Annotated in this window: 17 protein-coding genes and 1 tRNA gene; 7 read left to right on the top strand and 11 right to left on the bottom strand. The window is 39.6% G+C overall.

The annotated features are described in order from the left end of the window. The first annotated feature begins 208 nt into the window (after window positions 1–208). Window positions 209–619 carry a single-stranded DNA-binding protein gene (locus QMD21_04100; GenBank protein ID MDI6855948.1) on the top strand — a complete coding sequence of 137 codons (411 nt, stop codon included), beginning with the start codon at window positions 209–211 and terminating at the stop codon, window positions 617–619. Window positions 620–957: 338 nt separating this feature from the next. Here the strand turns inward: QMD21_04100 and QMD21_04095 are convergent, their stop codons facing one another. The 9 genes from QMD21_04095 to QMD21_04055 all read right to left on the bottom strand — a co-directional run bounded on the left by QMD21_04095 (window position 958) and on the right by QMD21_04055 (window position 10574). After that, window positions 958–1443 (bottom strand): hypothetical protein, encoded by a 486-nt coding sequence (locus QMD21_04095; protein ID MDI6855947.1) that lies wholly within the window; start codon window positions 1441–1443, stop codon window positions 958–960. Window positions 1444–1455: 12 nt separating this feature from the next. After that, a complete protein-coding gene (locus QMD21_04090; GenBank protein MDI6855946.1) occupies window positions 1456–1914 on the bottom strand; it encodes a hypothetical protein in 459 nt (152 codons plus the stop codon). 87 nt (window positions 1915–2001) lie between these two features. Beyond that, on the bottom strand, window positions 2002–2412 hold the full coding sequence (locus QMD21_04085; GenBank protein MDI6855945.1) for a NusA-like transcription termination signal-binding factor: 411 nt from the start codon (window positions 2410–2412) through the stop codon (window positions 2002–2004). Further along, window positions 2402–2695 (bottom strand): ribosomal L7Ae/L30e/S12e/Gadd45 family protein, encoded by a 294-nt coding sequence (locus QMD21_04080; GenBank protein ID MDI6855944.1) that lies wholly within the window; start codon window positions 2693–2695, stop codon window positions 2402–2404. Before QMD21_04080 ends, QMD21_04085 begins: the two co-directional genes overlap by 11 nt. 7 nt (window positions 2696–2702) lie before the next feature. Next, window positions 2703–3845 carry a DNA-directed RNA polymerase subunit A'' gene (rpoA2, locus tag QMD21_04075; GenBank protein MDI6855943.1) on the bottom strand — a complete coding sequence of 381 codons (1143 nt, stop codon included), beginning with the start codon at window positions 3843–3845 and terminating at the stop codon, window positions 2703–2705. Window positions 3846–3848: 3 nt separating this feature from the next. Continuing rightward, a complete protein-coding gene (locus tag QMD21_04070; GenBank protein ID MDI6855942.1) occupies window positions 3849–6581 on the bottom strand; it encodes a DNA-directed RNA polymerase subunit A' in 2733 nt (910 codons plus the stop codon). 14 nt (window positions 6582–6595) lie between these two features. Continuing rightward, window positions 6596–10012 carry a DNA-directed RNA polymerase subunit B gene (locus QMD21_04065; GenBank protein ID MDI6855941.1) on the bottom strand — a complete coding sequence of 1139 codons (3417 nt, stop codon included), beginning with the start codon at window positions 10010–10012 and terminating at the stop codon, window positions 6596–6598. 2 nt (window positions 10013–10014) lie between these two features. Further along, a complete protein-coding gene (locus tag QMD21_04060; GenBank protein ID MDI6855940.1) occupies window positions 10015–10275 on the bottom strand; it encodes a DNA-directed RNA polymerase subunit H in 261 nt (86 codons plus the stop codon). 65 nt (window positions 10276–10340) lie between these two features. Next, window positions 10341–10574: transfer RNA gene (locus QMD21_04055), tRNA-Lys, on the bottom strand. Window positions 10575–10675: 101 nt separating this feature from the next. On the opposite strand from QMD21_04055, the gene QMD21_04050 reads away from it, so the two are divergent. The 3 genes from QMD21_04050 to mfnA are packed head-to-tail and all read left to right on the top strand — an operon-like array spanning window position 10676 to window position 14657. Further along, window positions 10676–11173: a 50S ribosomal protein L16 gene (locus QMD21_04050; protein MDI6855939.1), complete on the top strand. Its 498-nt coding sequence runs from the start codon at window positions 10676–10678 to the stop codon at window positions 11171–11173. 40 nt (window positions 11174–11213) lie between these two features. Further along, a complete protein-coding gene (ppsA, locus tag QMD21_04045; protein ID MDI6855938.1) occupies window positions 11214–13493 on the top strand; it encodes a phosphoenolpyruvate synthase in 2280 nt (759 codons plus the stop codon). 21 nt (window positions 13494–13514) lie between these two features. Continuing rightward, window positions 13515–14657: a tyrosine decarboxylase MfnA gene (mfnA, locus tag QMD21_04040; protein MDI6855937.1), complete on the top strand. Its 1143-nt coding sequence runs from the start codon at window positions 13515–13517 to the stop codon at window positions 14655–14657. Window positions 14658–14704: 47 nt separating this feature from the next. Here mfnA and QMD21_04035 read toward each other — a convergent pair whose 3' ends face one another. Both QMD21_04035 and QMD21_04030 read right to left on the bottom strand, forming a co-directional pair. Then, complete coding sequence (locus QMD21_04035) at window positions 14705–15250, bottom strand: UbiX family flavin prenyltransferase (protein MDI6855936.1); 546 nt, start codon at window positions 15248–15250, stop codon at window positions 14705–14707. 20 nt (window positions 15251–15270) lie between these two features. Continuing rightward, entirely contained in the window at window positions 15271–15693 is a 423-nt protein-coding gene (locus tag QMD21_04030; protein MDI6855935.1) for a translation initiation factor IF-2 subunit beta, read from the bottom strand. 62 nt (window positions 15694–15755) lie between these two features. On the opposite strand from QMD21_04030, the gene QMD21_04025 reads away from it, so the two are divergent. The 3 genes from QMD21_04025 to QMD21_04015 all read left to right on the top strand — a co-directional run. Continuing rightward, on the top strand, window positions 15756–17852 hold the full coding sequence (locus tag QMD21_04025) for a minichromosome maintenance protein MCM (protein MDI6855934.1): 2097 nt from the start codon (window positions 15756–15758) through the stop codon (window positions 17850–17852). Further along, entirely contained in the window at window positions 17852–18148 is a 297-nt protein-coding gene (locus QMD21_04020) for a DUF424 family protein (protein MDI6855933.1), read from the top strand. Before QMD21_04025 ends, QMD21_04020 begins: the two co-directional genes overlap by 1 nt. Next, window positions 18145–18764, top strand: a 620-nt coding sequence (locus tag QMD21_04015; protein ID MDI6855932.1) for an NMD3-related protein, incomplete at its 3' end; no start/stop codon positions are given. The genes QMD21_04020 and QMD21_04015, both read left to right, overlap by 4 nt.

Raw genomic sequence — 18764 nt, 5'->3', positions numbered from 1 at the left:
ATGGTCAAAGAGATACAATTGAAAGTTTTTGCGTTTAATGCCTTGATTAAATTATCCTAAAAATAATTGTTAAAATCTTATAGAGAAGTAAGTATCATACGAGTTAATAAAAATTTATCTCCGTGCGACACAGCAACTGAAACGATATTTATTTATACCGAGATACCAATTTGGATTGTGTGAATGAAACGAGAGGTAATAGAGAAAAATGAGAGGAGAACCAACTAAAATAAGAGATTTGACACCGGATTCGAAAAGTGTAAACGTTTTAGCGAAAGTTTTGGAGATAGGCGAGAAGAAAGAGATAAGCTCAAGATTTGGAGGCCCGCGATATGTTGCGGAAGCTACCGTTGGCGACGAAACTGCAACTATAATACTATCGCTTTGGAATGAGCAGATTGGTAGCATAGCGCCAGAAGATGTAATCAAAATTGAAAACGGATATGTATCGTTGGTGAGAGGCCATATGCGATTGAACGTAGGGAAGTACGGAAAGCTCAGCAAATGCGATGAGGTTATTGGTAAGATAGATGCCTCTACAAATATAAGCGAGAGAGAATATGAGCAAGCTCCCAGGTATGGGAGATGGGGTCGGGGCAGAGAAAGAAGAAGATTTTAATTTTTTTATTGTTCTATTTTTCTCATTTAAAATAAACACTTTCACGCTACTCTAAGAGATTAGCGTATTAACAAAATTTAAGTATAAGTAATATATATTTCTGAAGAAGTAGTTGGTGCAAGGATTGAAAAAAACTGGCTGCCTATCGTAGCGAGCACTTATTTAAACTCAAGATAAGCGCCTGAATGGGTAGGGTAGTCAGGAGATCCCGACGGGCTCATACGCTTCGGAATGCGAAACATTCCTCGCATCCTTAGCAAGCTGAGGAACCCGTAGATCAGTGGTTCAAAATGGGAATAGCAAAATGCTATTCTCAAGAAAGTCCACTCCCCGCTATTTTACATTATTATTTTTGCTTCCACGTATCTCTCGTTAATCCCAATTTTATTGTCTCCGTTTATGTCGTAATTTATATGAGTGAATAAAAGTGTGTAACTTCCAGAGTAGAGTATTAACGCAGTATTTTCGCCAGAAGCTATTTGCACATCTTCAGAAACCGGTATTACTTGCTCGCTGCCCCCTTTAAGCTTGTATCTTATTACTGTGGAATACTCTCCGCCTAAGCTATCACCGAGCTTTAAATGTTCTATGTTTCTCAGATTTATTTCTAGCTTTAAGCTCGTACCGTTGGCTCCTAAATAAACTTGATTTATTGCCGAAGTGATTTTATGAATTTCAAATTTTAAATTATTCTCCAGTTGGATATTAGAATAGCTATTGTAAGCACTCCACAAAGCAGGAATTGTGATAGAAGTGATTACAGAAATAATAACGAGCTTTAAAGGCATGCTTTCTATACTTCCATGCTTGTTAGGAATCTGCATTTGCTACTTCCGCTATGCTCTTTTCACAATTATTGTTGTTGTCTTTTCGGAGTTTGCTACTTTTACAGTTACTTGGATATAACTCACGTCGACATTAGGCTGTAAACATGCAGTGACTGTACCAAAGTTAGCCACACCGTTACTGTCTGTTTTTTCAGCTTCTACAACACCGCAACCTCTCAACTCCACATCTGCACCTACCAGAGGTTTGTTGTTTTGATCTTTTACTGTAACAACTATATTACCGCTACCTTTTGCAGTACCATCTAATTGGGTCGAGCATGTGATTTTATCTACTCCGCCATTCTCTGTAAGTGCGATACTCCCTATATTCGCACCGAGACCACTTTTTAGAGGTGCCATCCACGTAAGTACTGTTGCTATTCCCACAGCCGCTATTATAACTAATATTACTAGGTAGAGCGGCAGACCTTCAAGAGCTGCGTTTTCGTCTTGCGATAGCTTACTCATTTTTTCATCACCCTGCTGTAAATTAGAGTGCTCTAAACTATAAAAACTACTAGTACTGTACTCCTAAAAGAGAAGAATACGCAATAATTATCTTACTACCAAACTCTTAATTTGGTAATGTCTCCTTACAAGCTCTCTTGCAATTTTCAAATTCCTACTGCCTTTACCTATAGCCTTGCCCTTATCAAGAGGGTCAACGGTAATAATAGCTCTACCTTCTTCTATTTTTACATCTTTTACTTTATAACGATAGAAAATGTTTTTTATAAACTGCGCTAAATTTTCAGAATGCTCAAGTATATCCACATCTTTCTTTAGCAATAGTTTAAGATTTTTTAAATTATAGCTTTGCCTCCCAATAGCCTTTCCGAGTTCGCCCCTAGGCACAACGAAAATAATTTTATCTTGCGTAACTAAACAATCTTTAACTTTAGCAGAAGTAAGATTTTCAAATAATTTTATGTGTTGAATGGTAGTGGTATCGAATTTAACGTTCATAAAAATTTCTAAATGCTTTTAATATTTTCTCGGGAGCTTCTATTATGCCGATAGTAGACACGGGAAAAGGCTTGCCGCAGGCTACGCCAAGCTCAGAATTACTACCTTTATATTTAAAAACGGGAGCACTGCTTTTTATAATCTCGAGTTTTTTTTGTGGAAGATTTGAAGAAACGATTGCGAGCTTAATATTATTTTTCAAAAGTGCTTTTTTAGTAGTTTCAAATCCTACTGTCACTTTACCCTGCTCTAGCAAAATTCTTATAGCAGTATTTATATCCATTTCTCCACTAACCTTTTTTAGGTTTATAGACGAGTTCTACAGAGCCTGTTCCTAATGAGATAGTCTGCCCCACAATTATATTCTCAGTGACGCCTGCTAAAGGCTCTACCTCACCAGTAATGCCCGCTTTCAGAAGATGCCCAACAGTAATTTCGAAGGCAGCTCTTGCCAGCACGCTACTTTTCCTGCCTGAGACGCCGTGTCTACCAACAGATGTTACATTCCCTTCATTCGTCATAAGGTCTGCTACAAGCATTATATGCCTTAAATCCACGTTAAGACCCTGTTCTCGAAGAGTGCGATGCGCTTCGTTAATTATTGCATTTCTAGCAGCTTCTATACCCAAAACTTCAAAAATTTCGTCTATGTTGTTAGTTAAAGTTTTTGTTTTATCTATACCCTCTAACTCAAGTACTTCTGCTAAATTAGAGCCTTCTGTATATATCACATAGCCTTCTTCTTCCTTCCTTATTATAGCTCTATTAATACCGTCAACTCCTTTTATTTTTAAGTTGCGAATTTCATCGTAGAGCTTTTGAAGCTTTCTGTAAGAAGGCTCTGATTTTATTGTGATTTTCTCACCGCTTCTCTCAAACGCATATTTTGACTCCTGAAGTTTCAACTCTATATCTTCTGATGTTACGCTTCTCCTTTTCAGTTTCTTTTCATCACATAATATTCTTACTTCCATTTTAGTCACATCTGTTTGAACTTCTGCAATATCTGCAACTCTAGTAGTTTCTATTGAGGAGGCTAACTTTTTTGCATCTTCAAGTTTCCCTCTAAGCTCGGGTGGTAGATGAATTTCCATAACTGGCGTTGAAGGGGTCTTGCGAGCATCTACTATTTCTATAAGTCTAGGCAGCCCCAAAGTCACGTTCATTTCTGCAACGCCAGCATAGTGAAATGTGCGCATTGTCATCTGTGTTCCAGGCTCGCCAATTGACTGCGCTGTAACCACTCCTACAGGCTCGCCTGCCTCTACTGTACGATCGCTATATTTAGCGACTGTTATCTTTAAAAGCTCCCTTAACTTTGCAAGGGTGACCTTTCTAAGTTTAAGCTTCTCAGCGAGCTCTGCAACTATATTATCGGGCAGCTCTAAATCGAGTTTTGCTAGCTCTTTTTGAATTCTTTCTTTGGTTATCATTTTTTAATCGCTAACCTCTACTTCTGCTTCTTCAGCTTCCTCTTCTATTATTTCCTCTTCAAGTTCCGCAGGCAAGCCCATTTCTTCTTCACCAACAACCTTCATTTTTTCTGGAGGCTCTTCTTTAACTGCTACCCCTACTAGCTCTTTGAGAATATCGTCAATGTCTATGCTCCTACCTCTAACACTTCTTGCTGGATCTACCTTGTCTTCTCCGTAATTAAACTGTATTATAGTGTTGGCTGTATTGCGTACTGTGCCGTCATATTTTACTTTTACATCCTCTAACGCGTTAATCAATCTTCTCTGCATATAGCCACTTCTAGAAGTTCTTACTGCAGTATCTACTAACCCTTCTCTACCTCCCATACAATGGAAGAAGAATTCAGCCGGAGTCAAACCTGATTTATAGGATGAGTTTACAAACCCTCTTGCCTCAGGACCCAAAGCTCCTTTTTCGAAATGTGGCAGAGTTCTTGCACCATAGCCTCGATGTATCCTCTCGCCCCTTACAGCTTGCTGACCAATACAACCAGCCATCTGAGATAAGTTCAGCATTGATCCTCTGGCGCCTGAGACAGCCATAATTACAGATGGATTATCAAGGCCTAGATACTGAGATGCAATTTTACCTGCATCGTCTCTAGCTCTACCTAGCACTTTCATTACCTCTACTTCTAAAGTTTCTTCAAGACTTCGCCCCGGCAGCTGCTCTAGTAAGCCTTCTTTATAAGCAGCTACTAGTTTTTCTGATTTCGCCTTAGCCTCTTTTAGCACCTCTACAATCTGAGCCCTCGCTTCTTGAGGAATATCTTCGTCATCTATTCCTGTAGTAAAGCCTCTCAAAGATATTGTGGCTATTGCAAGTCTTGTGATTAAGTCTATGATATTGCGACCTTGCTCAGTACCGTAATCTCTAACAATTTTATCTAAAAGTTTACCTTTAAACGCTCCTATACTTCTGCCATCAACAGTGCCTTGCAAAAGTTTGCCTTTTTTAATAATCACATATGCATCGTACTTGCATTTTTCTTTTTTACATTCTTCGCACATTTGACATATACTAGCTCTATACTCTAAATTTAGATCTTGCGGTAAAAGTAGCGAAAATATGTCTTTGCCGAGCCAGTAGTTCTTCTCCACCCTCTTTGGAAGCTCGCCTCGATAGTCTATCGCCGCTAGTAACTTTGTTACCTCCTTTTTGCTAAATTTAGCATCTTTATGAGTTAGCAGGAACATACCAGTAACATGGTCGTGAATACAGCCTATCACAGAGCCTCCGAATCTTGGCGACAGTATATGCTCTTGAACTAGCATTAGCATTTTAGCTTCTGCTTTGGCTTCTTCACTTTGCGGTACATGCAAGTTCATTTCATCGCCATCGAAATCTGCATTATAAGGAGAACATACTGCTAGATTTAGTCTAAAAGTTTTATAGGGCATAACTTTAACATAGTGCGCCATCATACTCATTCTATGCAGAGAAGGCTGACGGTTAAATAAGACAATATCGCCATCTACTAAATGCCGCTCTACAACATAGTTTATTTCTAGTTTTTCAGCTAGCTCTTTAGCGTTTTTTTCTGTAATTTTGAGTCTTCTACCGTCAGGCCTTATAATGTAATTAGCGCTTGGGTAGCTAGGACCTTTAGCAACTAGCTCTTTTAAAGTTTGGATATTATAAGGCATTACTGTTACAGGTAACGTAAGCTCTTTTGCTATTTCTAATGGTACCCCTACTTCGTTTATCGATAGGTTAGGATCAGGCGAAATTACTGTACGAGCTGAAAAATTCACTCTTTTGCCTGAAAGGTTGCTTCTAAAGCGACCTTCCTTGCCCTTCAATCTCTGCGCTAGTGTTTTCAAAGCTCTGCCGCTCCTATGTCTTGCTGGTGGTATACCAGGCGTTTGATTATCGAAATATGTTGTGATATGATAATGCAAGAGCTCCCATAGATCTTCTACAATAAGCTGAGGGGCGCCTGCGTCTTTGTTTTCCTGCAATCTTTGATTTATTCTTAGTACATCTACAAGTTTGTGAGTTAAGTCGTCTTCACTCCTTTCACCTGATTCTAGAGTGATGGATGGTCTCATGCATACCGGTGGTACTGGTAAAGCTGTTAAAACCATCCACTCAGGCCTCGTAACTTTTTGGCCAAATCCTAAAGCCTCTAAATCTTCTTCTGGGTTGCCTAATTCAGTATTGCCTACTCGCTCCAGCCTCTCCCTAATTTCTTTAGGCGTTAGCTTATGACCGTCTTCCCTAAAAGTTGTCGGCTTATCTAGAGTTATCTTCCTCTGCGGCTCGCCACACTTGTGACATGTTACTCTTGGCAAGCTTTTTGTCTCGCCTGCTTCGTCAGATTCTTCTAATGTCATTTCCCTTTTTCTAGCAAGCTCTTTAGAGATAAGCAAAGCGCCGCAAGCTCTACATGTAGATTCTAGTATGTGTTTGATAAGTTTTACATAGCCTACGTGTATCACCGGCATTGCTAAATCAATATATCCAAAATGGCCTGGACACTGGTCTACTCTACCGCCACAAGTTTTGCATTTAAGGCCTGGCTCAATGACGCCCAACCTAGGGTCCATAAGACCCATATCCACGGGAAAGCCATCGTCATCATAAGTATCTGCAGTAATTATTTTTGCAGTAGCCATTTCCCTAATCTCTTTGGGTGATAGTAGTGCAAACTCTATTTTTTCAATTTTTTTAGGTACTCCAAGCAACTTCATATTTCATACTCCTTTCAAGCAAGATCGCCCAACCTAAGTCTCGGTATAATACCCATAGCTTTCAGCTCATCAACAAGCAACTTAAATGAGTAACTCATTCTTACCGGGTGAATACTACTGCCTTCTTTGCACTTAGTGCATTTAAGGAAGCCTCGTTGGTCGAACATGGCGATATGGCCACAACTTGCACACACGTATTCTGTAGTACCGTCAGATTCATCTAGCAGTCGATCTTTAATTACCATTGAAGCGCCATGCGCAATTAAGCAATCTCTTTCCATTTCACCGAATCTCAAGCCCCCTTGTCTAGCTCTACCTTCAGTAGGCTGCCTTGTAAGAATTTGGACTGGCCCTCTTGAGCGCGCGTGTATTTTACCTGCAACCATATGGTGAAGCTTCTGATAGTAAATCAAGCCTATAAAAACATCTGTCGCTATCAATTCGCCAGTTATACCGTCATACAAATACTCTTTACCTGTATGCTTGAAGCCTTGCTTTACAAGCTCCTTTCTTAACTCTTCTTCAGTTTCTCCTGAGAAAGCGGTGCCATCTATAGGCTCGGCAGTCATTGCGCCCACTTTACAGCCAATCATCTCTAATACATGCGCTACAGTCATTCTTGAAGGTATTGCATGAGGATTGATTATTAAATCCGGTGTTATACCATCTTCATTAAAAGGCATGTCTTCTTGTGGCATTATGAGTCCTATAACTCCTTTCTGACCATGTCTAGATGCGAACTTATCGCCCACCTCAGGTATTCTCTCGTCCCTTACTTTTACTTTAGCTAACTTACAGCCGCTCTCAGACTCGGTAAGTATGACTGAATCTACGTAACCAGACTCGCCGTGCCTAACTGTAATTGAGGTCTCCCTCCTTCGTTGAGGTGTGAGAAAGTCTACAGGCTCTTCTAAGAAGCGGGGCGGCGATGTTTTGCCAATGAGCACGTCGCCACCTTTAACCTCGCGCTCAGGAACTATCAAGCCATCATCGCCAATCCATCTATAACTTTCATCGCTTCTAGCGCCTACAACGTCAGGTTTAGGAGTCTCAATTTTCTCTTGCTGTCCACCTGGATAGCGACGCTCTTCAGTACGATAAGTTCTGAAAAAGGTGCTCCTTCCCAATCCTCTATCAATACTACCTTTGTTTATAATGATGGCATCTTCCATGTTGTAGCCTTGAGTTGACAGTATAGCAACAACAAAATTTTGCCCTCCGCACCTTGTAGTAAAATTAGTGTAATTCATATGCTCTGTCCTTACTATAGGTATTTGTGGGTAGTGCAATAAATGGCTCCTAGTATCAGGTCTCAAACGGTAATTTGCGCAGCTAAACCCTAGAGATTGTTTTATCATACCTGCGCCCATTGTGTTGCGAGGAGATGAGTTGTACTCTAAATAGGGTATTAACCCTGTACAAACGCCCAAAATTGTAATAGCGTCTATCTCCAGATGGGTGTGCTTTTTAGTTAGCTCTTTCTCATTAATTGCGATTAATGCATTTTCTTCTTCTTCTGCATCTACATATTCTACTATCCCTTTATTAATCAAATCGCTAAATTTAATATCGCCCTTTTTAATCTCATTTAACTCACTTTTAGTGAGCTTTGTTCTTCCTTTCTCTACAACTAGCAACGGTCTTCTTATCCTGCCTTCATCACAATTTATTATCACTTCGTTCATGCTTTCATCATATCTTACATTTATTTCGTGTGATATTTTACCATCGCGACGCTTCTCTTTGAGCTTCCTCACAAGCTCTAAAGGCTGCTCATGCAATCCCACAAGATCGCCATTAACATATACTCTGCCGCCTACAATTCCACTTCTTACAGGCTTGATCTTAAGATGTGCTAATAACTTTTTAACTTCATCTTCACTACAACCTTCTGAGATATCTATCATTAGAGCAAGATTTTTAACCAAACCGCAGTTTTGACCTTCTGGAGTTTCATTAGGGCATAAGCGACCCCACTGAGTAGGATGTAAATCCCTTGCCTCAAAATGAGGTTGAGATCTCGTTAGTGGCGAAGTAACTCTTCTCAAATGACTTAAAGTGCTCATATTAGAAGTTCTATCCAGCAGTTGGCTTACACCGACCCTACCTCCAACCCAATTGCCGGTAGCTAGTGCATGGAACATGCGCTGAGTGAGAACGTCAGGTCTAACAGCGGAGGCTATTTTTATACTCTTCTTTTTCACGTATCCTCGCTCTAACTGATATTTCAAATCCTTAACTAAAGTCGCTATTCCTGCTCTAAACAAATCTTCCATCAAATCGCCAGCAAGCCTTACTCTTTTATTTGCATAATGATCTTTGTCATCTTCTTTCCTTTTACCAAGTGCAAGTTCTAAAACAGTTCTCGCTACCCTTCCTAAAAATATTGCTTTCTTTAATCTCGCTTCTGAAGTATCGCCCAAATGCGGCAGTAATAATCTATCTAAGATAGATTCTACTTTCTTAGCTCTATACTCTTTAGCCTGCCCGCTGGCAAACTTCTTTTCCAAGAAACTCAACGCATCTGCAGTGGTAATCACATTGTGCTCTTCACTGCATTCTTCTAAATTTGCAAATATGATACTCTGAAGCTCTACATCGGGGCCTATCGCATTTTTTATATCTTCATCTTTATCCATACCCAAAGCTTTCATTAACACGAAAAGAGGTATTGGCACAGGAGCTCCAGGTATTGAGACTATCAAGATAGAATCTTTTCTTCTCTCAACTGTTATCAAAGCTCTATAGCCCTCTTTCTGAGAGAATACTTTAGCAGTCTCTGTTTTACTACCATATTTCTCAGTGAGCTCGACCATGACCCTGTTTGGGGCGAGCTCTTCAAGTGAAATCAGCACCCTTTCACTGCCGCTAACTATAAAGTAGCCACCAGGATCAAGAGGATCTTCACCAATCATAACAAGCTTCTCTTTGTAATCGGCTTTTTTAATTTTATCACTCTCTAAATGCCTGCAATAATACGCCAGTACCTTGTCAATGTTAGTTTGGTGTATATTGCATAGCTTTGACTTCACCATTATCGGAATGTTTCCTATGTGCACTTTTTCAATTTCTTTCTCTACGCCGTCTTCTACAATTTGTGCCTCAATATAGACAGGAGCTTCGTAAGTTAGGTTGCGAAGCCTTGCCTCCATAGGCGTTAGTAAATGCCTAGAGCCGTTTGCCTCTTTTACAATTACATTTCCTAAAGTGGGATCCCCCACACTAACCTTCCTAAGCTTTACAGCTATATTACCGACATCTAGTTTTATTGTACCCTGCTCTACAACGCCCTCGCCTACCTTGATACTATCGATAACTCTTTGCATTCTGCTATTAGGGTTATCTTCTGTGGGCAGGAAATCGTTGTAAGATGATAACTGATGGTTTACTATACTACGCTCTCTAAAAAACGTTTCTATCAATTCTCGCATGCCTATACCTTCACCACACCTCTGTAGGCTATTGCTTTACCAGCAGTTGGACTGTTTCTTATAACCTTAATTATATCTCCAGGCTCGGCGCCCAATATTTTAGCGCATGGATCTGTAACTAGTATTTTCGGCAGCTGCTGAAACTCTGCATTATATTCTTTTAGTATTTTTTTAGCTTCTTCTTTTGATAACAGTATATGAGCAGGTACTAGAACATGATCTGTGACTTTAAATTTCGCAGACTTTTCCTCTTTCGCTACCATTTCACATTCCTTCAGACTTAAGGGTGTCTGGTATTATATCGTTAGTTGTCAAGGGATGGAGTGGACGGGCCTGAGGGGATTTTCTAGCAGTAAGGTCTTTTTTAAGTGCTGAAAAGCACTGCTTACCCCTTAATACTATTTGAACCCCTGACCACCTGGTTTTTCCGCTTGCGGAAAAACTCGTTTTTTTTCGGTTGCATCCGAAGCATAAAAGCCAGATGCTCTTTACAGGGATGATAGAACACCAATTCTTTGATAAATTTTAGCTTTCTCATCCTACCTATCTGAGCTACAGGCCCTGCACTTCTTCTCTTGTATCTTCCACCAATATATCTTGCTATTATAAAAATTTTGCGGTAATATTAATCTACAGTTCAGTACATTACTACTCTGAGTTGAAATGGTAAGGAAGCCGGGCAGAATGTATCATGCTGTTAAAGGTCAAGCCTATACAAGAAAGGAGTACATGGGAGGAGTACCTGCACCTAGAATTGCTAGGTTCGATGACGGAACTTTAAATCGAGAATTCTCATTGCAAATATCTTTAGTGGCTGAAGAGCAATGTCAAATAAGGCATAATGCATTAGAAGCCGCGAGAGTAGCTTGTACCAAGCATATTGCTAATAAAGCAGGCAATAACTATCATTTGAAAATAAGAATCTATCCCCACCAGGTATTGCGGGAGCATAAATACGCAGTAGGTGCTGGGGCAGATAGAATTTCGCAAGGCATGAGTATGTCTTTCGGAGTACCTGTGGGTACCGCCACAAGAGTGGAAAAAGGTCAGAGGCTAATAACTCTTGCTACGTTAAAAGAGCATTTTGAAGATGCAAAAGAAGCTCTAAGAAGAGCGAGAATGAAATTACCTACGCCTTGCAGTATAATTGTAGAAAGCTAGGAAAGTATTTTAGGTACCTAATTCGATTATTAATAGTATCATGAGCATACTATGGATAGAAGAGTTGAGTAAAGATGATATTGCTCTAGCAGGGGGTAAAGGCGCTAATCTGGGAGAGCTTTTAAAAGGCAATTTTCCAGTACCTAACGCCTTTGTGATTACAAGTAGCGCCTTCTGGTCATTTCTGGAAGAGACTAAAACAAAGCAGAAAATTTTCGAGACTCTTGCCAAAGTTGATATTAATAACTCTGAGGAGTTGAACAAAGCTTCAGAAATCATAAAAGAAGCTATTACTGAGGCTGAAATACCATGGCAAATGGAAATAGATATTTTAGATGCCTACAGAAAGCTTGGTAGCGAAGAATTTGTAGCGGTAAGGAGTTCTGCAACCGCAGAAGATTTACCAGCTGCAAGCTTCGCAGGTCAGCAGGAAACTTATCTTAATATAAAAGGTGAAAAAGCGCTTTTAGAAAATATTAAAAAATGCTGGGCTTCGCTCTATACCCCTAGAGCTATCTTTTATAGAGTTGAACATGGCTTCCAGCATGAAAAAGTAGGTATGGCTGTTGTTGTCCAGAAAATGATTAACAGCGATTTATCAGGAGTTATATTCACATCACATCCAATTACTGGCGATAAAAAAGTAGTTATAGAGGCAGGCTATGGCTTGGGAGAAACTACTGTAGGCGGTAAAATCACTCCTGATACTTACGTTGTGGACCAGCTGACTTTGAAATTAGAGGATAAAAAAATTTCTGCTCAGAAGATAAAGTATACGCGCTCTGAAGAAGGTAGAAGTATAGAAGTTGATGTACCTGAAGAGGTCCAAGCTAGCCAGAAACTTACTGACGAGCAGATTTATAAACTTGCAGAATACGGCAAGAGAATTGAAGAATTTTATACAATACCTATGGATGTAGAATGGTGTATAGAAAACAGTGATATTTACATAGTGCAAGCAAGGCCTATAACTGCACTCAAGCCCAAAGCAGAAGAATTAAAGGAGAAGAGAGAGGTAGTACCGTATGAGGGTATTCTAAAAGGTTTACCTGCCTCGCCAGGTATTGCTAGCGGTAAAGTTGTAATTATCAAAGATTCAACTGAGTTAGCTAAAGTAAAAAAAGGGAACGTTTTGGTTACGACGATGACCTCGCCCGATATGGTACCTGCTATGAGAAGGGCTTGCGCCATAGTTACCGATGAAGGAGGAATGACTTGCCATGCAGCAATAGTTTCTCGCGAGCTTGGAATACCTTGTATTGTAGGTACTGGCAATGCAACAGGCGTACTTCAAGAAGGTATGGAAATAACCGTAGATGCAAAGACAGGCGTTGTATACGAAGGTGCTGTGGAGCTGAGAAAAGAAGTAATAGAAGAGAAGAAAGAAGTTGCGGTGGCTGAGTACCTACCAATAACTGCTACTAAAATTTTACTCAATATTGGCGTACCTGAGAAAGCGGAAGAATATTCTAAATTACCTGTGCAAGGCGTAGGGTTAATGCGAGAGGAGTTCATAGTATCAAGCTATATAGGCAAGCACCCATGCACTTTGATTGAGAGAGGCGAAGAGAATAATTTCATAGAAGTGCTTGCAGAAGGTATTGAGAAAGTGGCGAAGGCTTTCTACCCTCGTTTCGTAGTTCTAAGAACTAGCGATTTTAAAACTAATGAGTATCGCGCTTTAGAAGGCGGCGAAAAGTTTGAAGCTTTAGAAGCTAACCCAATGCTCGGCTGGCGAGGATGCTCTAGATATACGAGCAAAGAATTTGAAAGCGCTTTCAGACTAGAGCTTAAAGCTATAAAAAAGGTGCGTGATAAAGGCTTGACTAATCTCTGGGTAATGCTCCCTTTTGTAAGAACTGTTGAGGAAGTAAAGAAAATTACAAGTATTATGAGAGAAGAAGGTCTTGAAAGGAGCGCCGACTTTAAGCTCTGGCTCATGGCTGAAGTGCCTAGCAACATATTTTTAGCTGATAAATTTGCAGAGCTTGTAGACGGCTTCAGTATCGGAAGCAACGATTTAACTCAGCTTATTTTAGGCGCTGATCGAGATTCTGAGATTCTTGCGAAATTAGGTTATTTCGATGAAAGAAACGAAGCTGTAAAAATAGCTATAGAGCATTTAATTAAGGTAGCTCATGAAAAAAACTGTACTGTTTCTATTTGCGGTCAAGCTCCTAGTGTCTATCCTGAATTTACAGAGTTCCTTGTAAGAGCAGGTATTGATTCTATAAGTTTGAACCCAGATGCTGTGAAAGATGCTATTAGACTGGTAGCAAGTATTGAGCAGAAGCTGATTTTGGAAAAGGTAAGAAAGTAGTGCTTTTCTTAGTTGGATAAGATGGACAGAAAAGGACGCTCACTCAAAAATATTCTTGCAGAGCTAAGTGAAGCTTACCGAGAAGACTATCATTTCTCAGAAGGCAGAATTTTAGGATCAATGTGCACCAAGCCTCATCAGCTAGCGCTGAAAGCTCACAAGCAATTCATTGAAAGTAATCTAGGCAACCCAGACCTTTATCAAGGTACAAAAAGACTGCATAAAGAAGTTATAAAAATGCTGTCAAAGCTTTTACATGGTAAAGGTATTTGTGGTAACGTGCTCTCAGGCGGTACTGAGGCAAATATTACTGCTCTCTGGATTGCTAAAAAGCTTACAGGTAATAAAAAAGTAATAATGCCTAAAAGCGCTCATTTCTCTTTTATCAAAGCTTGCGATCTAATGAATTTAGAGCCTGTCTTCGTGGGTTTAGATGAAAGCTATAGAATGGATATAGAAGAGGCAAAACGAAAGCTTTCGAATGGGGATGTTTGCGCAGTTGTAGGAGTAGCAGGTAGCACAGAGCTTGGAGTTGTCGATCCCATTCCTGAGCTTTCAGAGCTTTGCAACGAAAATGCTTTTCTGCATGTAGATGCAGCTTTCGGAGGCTTTGTCATACCTTTTCTAAAAGAGCTGGGCTATAAATTACCAGATTTTGATTTTTCACTGCCGGGAGTATGCTCTATTACAATGGACCCTCATAAAATGGGTTTTAGCACAATACCTTGCGGATGCTTGCTGGTAAGAGAGAAAAAATATTTTGAGATTATAAGTAGAAAAGCAGATTATCTTACTGGTAAGCATACTTGCTTGCTAGGTACAAGGTGCTCCGCATCAGTCGCTTCTGCTTATGCAGTAATGAAGTTTTTTGGTAGATCTGGCTACAGACAAGCAGTGAAAAAATGTATGGCTACAACTCATTATTTGTGTGACAGAATTGTAGAAATAGGTTTGAAGCTTGTTGCTGAGCCCACAATGAATATTGTAGGTATAAAAATAAGTAAGGTGGAAAAAGTTATAAAGGATCTTGCCAAAAGGAAGTGGTATGTATCCAAAGCTTGCAATCCAAAATGCTTGAGAATTGTTGTAATGCCGCATGTAACTAAAAAAGTGGTTGATAAATTCATTCCTGAGTTAGAAAAGGTTTGTAAAATTGTTAAATAATTAGTCAAAAAATTTTTGAGAGGCGCGAGAAAATTGGTACGGAAGCGCTACCTCTGCCATCTTTTATAAAGTTTGTGCTCTATTCCAAGAGCATCTAATATTCTACCTACAACAAAATTGACCAAATCATCAATTCTCTTTGGCTTGTGATAGAATGCCGACATTGCAGGCAGAATAACAGCGCCTTCTTGCGAAAGTTTAGCTAAATTTTGTAAATGTATTGTAGATAATGGCGTCTCTCTTGGCACAATTATCAATTTTTTTCTCTCTTTCAAGCAGACGCTCGCTGCCCTAGTAATTAGATTATCTGCTATACCATTTGCTATTTTAGAAAAGGTAGAAGTAGAGCAAGGCACTATTATTAAGGCGTCAAATTTGAAAGAGCCTGAAGATATTTTAGCAAAAAGATCTTCGTTTTCATAATAATGCTCAGCAAGCTTTATTGCTTCTTTCAATTCATAACCAGTCTCATACTCAAGAAGTTTTTTTGCATTTTCTGATATTATCAAGTGCTTCTCTGCTTTTAAATTCTCTAATAACCTTATTCCATAAATTACGCCGCTTGCGCCTGTAATACCAACAACAACTCTCATTTCATTAAGTATTTCTTTCGTCATTCTTTAGTAACCCTTACAGTTATAGGCCTATGAGCACCACAGGCATCGCATTTGAGAATTAGGACTCTTTCTGCTTTCTCTAGATGGGTATCTGGCTTGTTGCATTCCCAGCAGAGCACGAAAGTTTTAACATAATCTTTGAGCCTTTCTTCAACACTTTCCGCACTAACATTACCTTTAAGCACGGCCCTACGAGCTTCCAAAACGCCTGCGGTACCGAGCTCTCTAAGCAAATAAGCCAACAAATGGTCCTCGCTCCTCCTTATAACTTCTGCGATTTCTGTAAAATTCTTTATTATTGTGGTCTTGCCTTCGTAAAAAATATCGCATTTGGGTACTTCTAGGCGTGACTTCTCTTTTACTTTCTCAGGCAGCCTCTCTCTTGCCCTCTTCAAAAGAGCTCTGTAATCGTAAGCCATAACAAGAAATTAGCTTGCTTGCAGATAAATCTTTTATAACCACAATTACATTACTAAATGTTATGGCACTTTCAATAGAGAGCTTATCTAATGTATGGGAAAGATTGTTCTCAGACTATAAAGGCGAGCTTGCAGATATTTCCAGAGATTTCCCAAACAGAAAATCTATTAATATAAGCTACGAGGCTGTAGCTGAGCATAATTCAGAGCTTGCAGAATATTTGCTTACAAATCCTGAAAAAGTTATTTATGCAGGGCAAAGAGCTCTAAAAGATATTACTGGTTATGATGTACATCTCAGAATAACGAATATTCCTAGGAAGTTGGGGAGAGTGCCTATTAGAGAGTTAAGAGCCGAGCATCTTGGCAAATTCATAGCAGTGGAAGGACTTGTGAGAAGGGCTAGTGAAGTAAGACCAAAACTCATAGAAGCTTCATTCCAATGCCTTCGCTGCGGTGCAGTAATTCGCGTGCCTCAAGAAGAAGAACTTACATTTAGAGAGCCTCTAGAATGCTACAAAGAGCAAAGTGGCTGCGGTAAATCGCAAGCTACTACGAGATTCAAACTTCTAACTGAGAAATCCATCTACGTAGATACCCAAAGATTAGAGCTACAAGAAAGCCCTGAAGGGCTTCGCGGCGGTGAACAGCCACAAAGACTTGTAGCTTATGTTGAAGATGACCTTGTGGGTGAAGTATTGCCCGGTAATAGAGTTGTACTCAATGGTATATTAGGCGGTACTCAGAGAAAAGAAAGGGGTGTGAAGTCAGTATTATTCGATATTTTTCTAAGAACAAATAGTATTGAGGTAGAGGAGCGCGAGTTCGAGGAAATAGCTATAACTCCAGAGGAAGAGCAGGAAATACTAAAGTTAAGCAAAGACAAAATGCTTTATCAAAAAATAGTTTCATCAATAGCGCCTTCAATACACGGTATGGAAATGGAGAAAGAAGCTTTGGCACTGCAGCTTTTCGGTGGCGTACCTAAAGAGATGCCGGACGGTACTAAAATAAGGGGCGATATCCATATTTTACTTGTTGGTGATCCTGGCACTGCAAAATCGCAGCTTTTGCGCTATATTTCTACTTTGGCGCCTCGCGGAATTTATGCAAGTGGCAAAGGCGCTACAGCAGCAGGACTCACTGCTACAGCTGTTAGAGATGATTCATTTGAAGGAAGGTGGACGTTAGAGGCGGGAGCATTAGTGCTTGGCGATAAAGGTATAGTCTGTGTCGACGAAATAGACAAAATGAGTGAACACGATAGAAGCGCCATTCATGAAGCCATGGAGCAGCAAACAACGAGTATTGCTAAAGCTGGTATAACTGCTACACTGCATTGCAGATGCGCTCTGTTAGGTGCAGCAAACCCTAAATTTGGAAGGTTTGAAGAATACAAAGCGCTTGCAGAGCAAATAGAGTTGACGCCAACGCTACTATCGCGGTTCGATTTGATATTCTCAGTTACTGATAAACCAGATACTAAAAAAGATACTGAGATGGCTGAACATATTTTGAGATTGCATCACGCTGGTGAAATTGCATGTTATAGAGCTGAAACAGAAGGAGGTAGATATACCAAAGAAGATGAGGAGCTTGCCGCAAAGGTAGTAAAACCTGAAATAGAGCCTGAGCTTTTAAGAAAATATATTGCGTATGCAAAGAGGACAAAGCCGGTAATGACTAAAGAAGCTGAAGAAACTCTTAAAGAATATTATGTAAGTCTAAGAAGTCAAGGTGAGCAGGAAGGTGCTGCAGTGCCTATAACGCCAAGGCAATTAGAGGCTTTTGTAAGACTGAGCGAAGCTAGCGCAAGGGTAAGACTAAGTGATGAGATAACAAAAGAAGATGCAGAAAGAGCTATAAGACTAATGCATCACTGCTTAACAAGAGTAGCATACGATACAGAGATGCGTAGATTCGATATAGATAAAATTGCAACAGGTATAACAGCACCGCAGAGAGAAAGACTTATAAATGTATTTGATATAATTCGCGAGCTTGTAAGTAAAGATCTTGAAGGCGCTTCCCATCAAGACATAATAAGCGAGGCTGCGAAAGCAGGTATTGCTGAGAGGAAAGCTGAAGAAGTTATTGATAGATTAAAAAGAGAGGGTAGAATATACGAGCGCAAGCCCGGAAAATACACAATAGTGTAATGATATCGTTAAGAGTTTACCGCAAAGGAGAGAATGTTTTACTTGCTGCCTGCGATGCAGAGTTGCTCAATAAAAAAATTTCTAGCTCTAAATTCGAGCTTGAGGTTGGCGAGTTCTACCGTGATAAATTAGTAAATGAAGAAAGGTTTCTAGCGCATTTAGAACTTGCCACTATTATAAATCTAGTAGGTAAAAAAGTTGTTTCTTTAGCTGTAAAAGCAGGGCTTGTAGATAAAGAAAATGTTATTGTTATAAATAAAATACCTCACGCGCAGGCAGTAAAAGTTATAATATGAGCTCAACACAACGCTTGTGCATAGTATGCGGTAAACGAGCTGAGTTATACAACAACTTATGCGAAAACTGCTTTAGAGCTAGAACTAAACTGGTAATAGTGCCTGAAATTTTTAATACTGTTATATGTGCACACTGCAACTCAATGTTACTAGGCAAAAAATGGCTAAAATTTGAAAATTTGAGTAGCGGGATGGCAAGGGTAATAGAGAAGAATATTGAATGGAACGAGCTTTCTAAAGAACGCAAACTAAATTTTAAATTCGATTTTAAAACTGAAATAGCAGATGTAAAAATTTTAGCTGAAGGCACAATTTTAGGACTGAAATTAGAAACGATTGAAAATGCTAAAATAAAATTAAAGAAGGCTACATGCATAGCTTGCAGTAAGAGGTTTGGAGGGTATTATGAAAGTATAGTTCAAATAAGGAGTGATACCGGAAGGCTGAGTAAAGAACAAATTAACGAGAGTTTGAGTTCAGTAAAAAATATAGTTGCTACTCATGATACCAATACATTTTTAACAAAATATGAAGAACTACCTGAAGGCCTGGATCTCTATTTGAGCACTACTGCAATTGGCAGGAAAATAGCAGCTGCAATTGCAAAAAAGTACAA

It is taken from the genome of Candidatus Thermoplasmatota archaeon (assembly GCA_030018475.1).
Taxonomy (GTDB): Archaea; Thermoplasmatota; JASEFT01; order JASEFT01; family JASEFT01; genus JASEFT01.
Note: the sequence above shows the minus strand (reverse complement) of the source record. Positions and strands in the feature narration are given on the sequence as shown.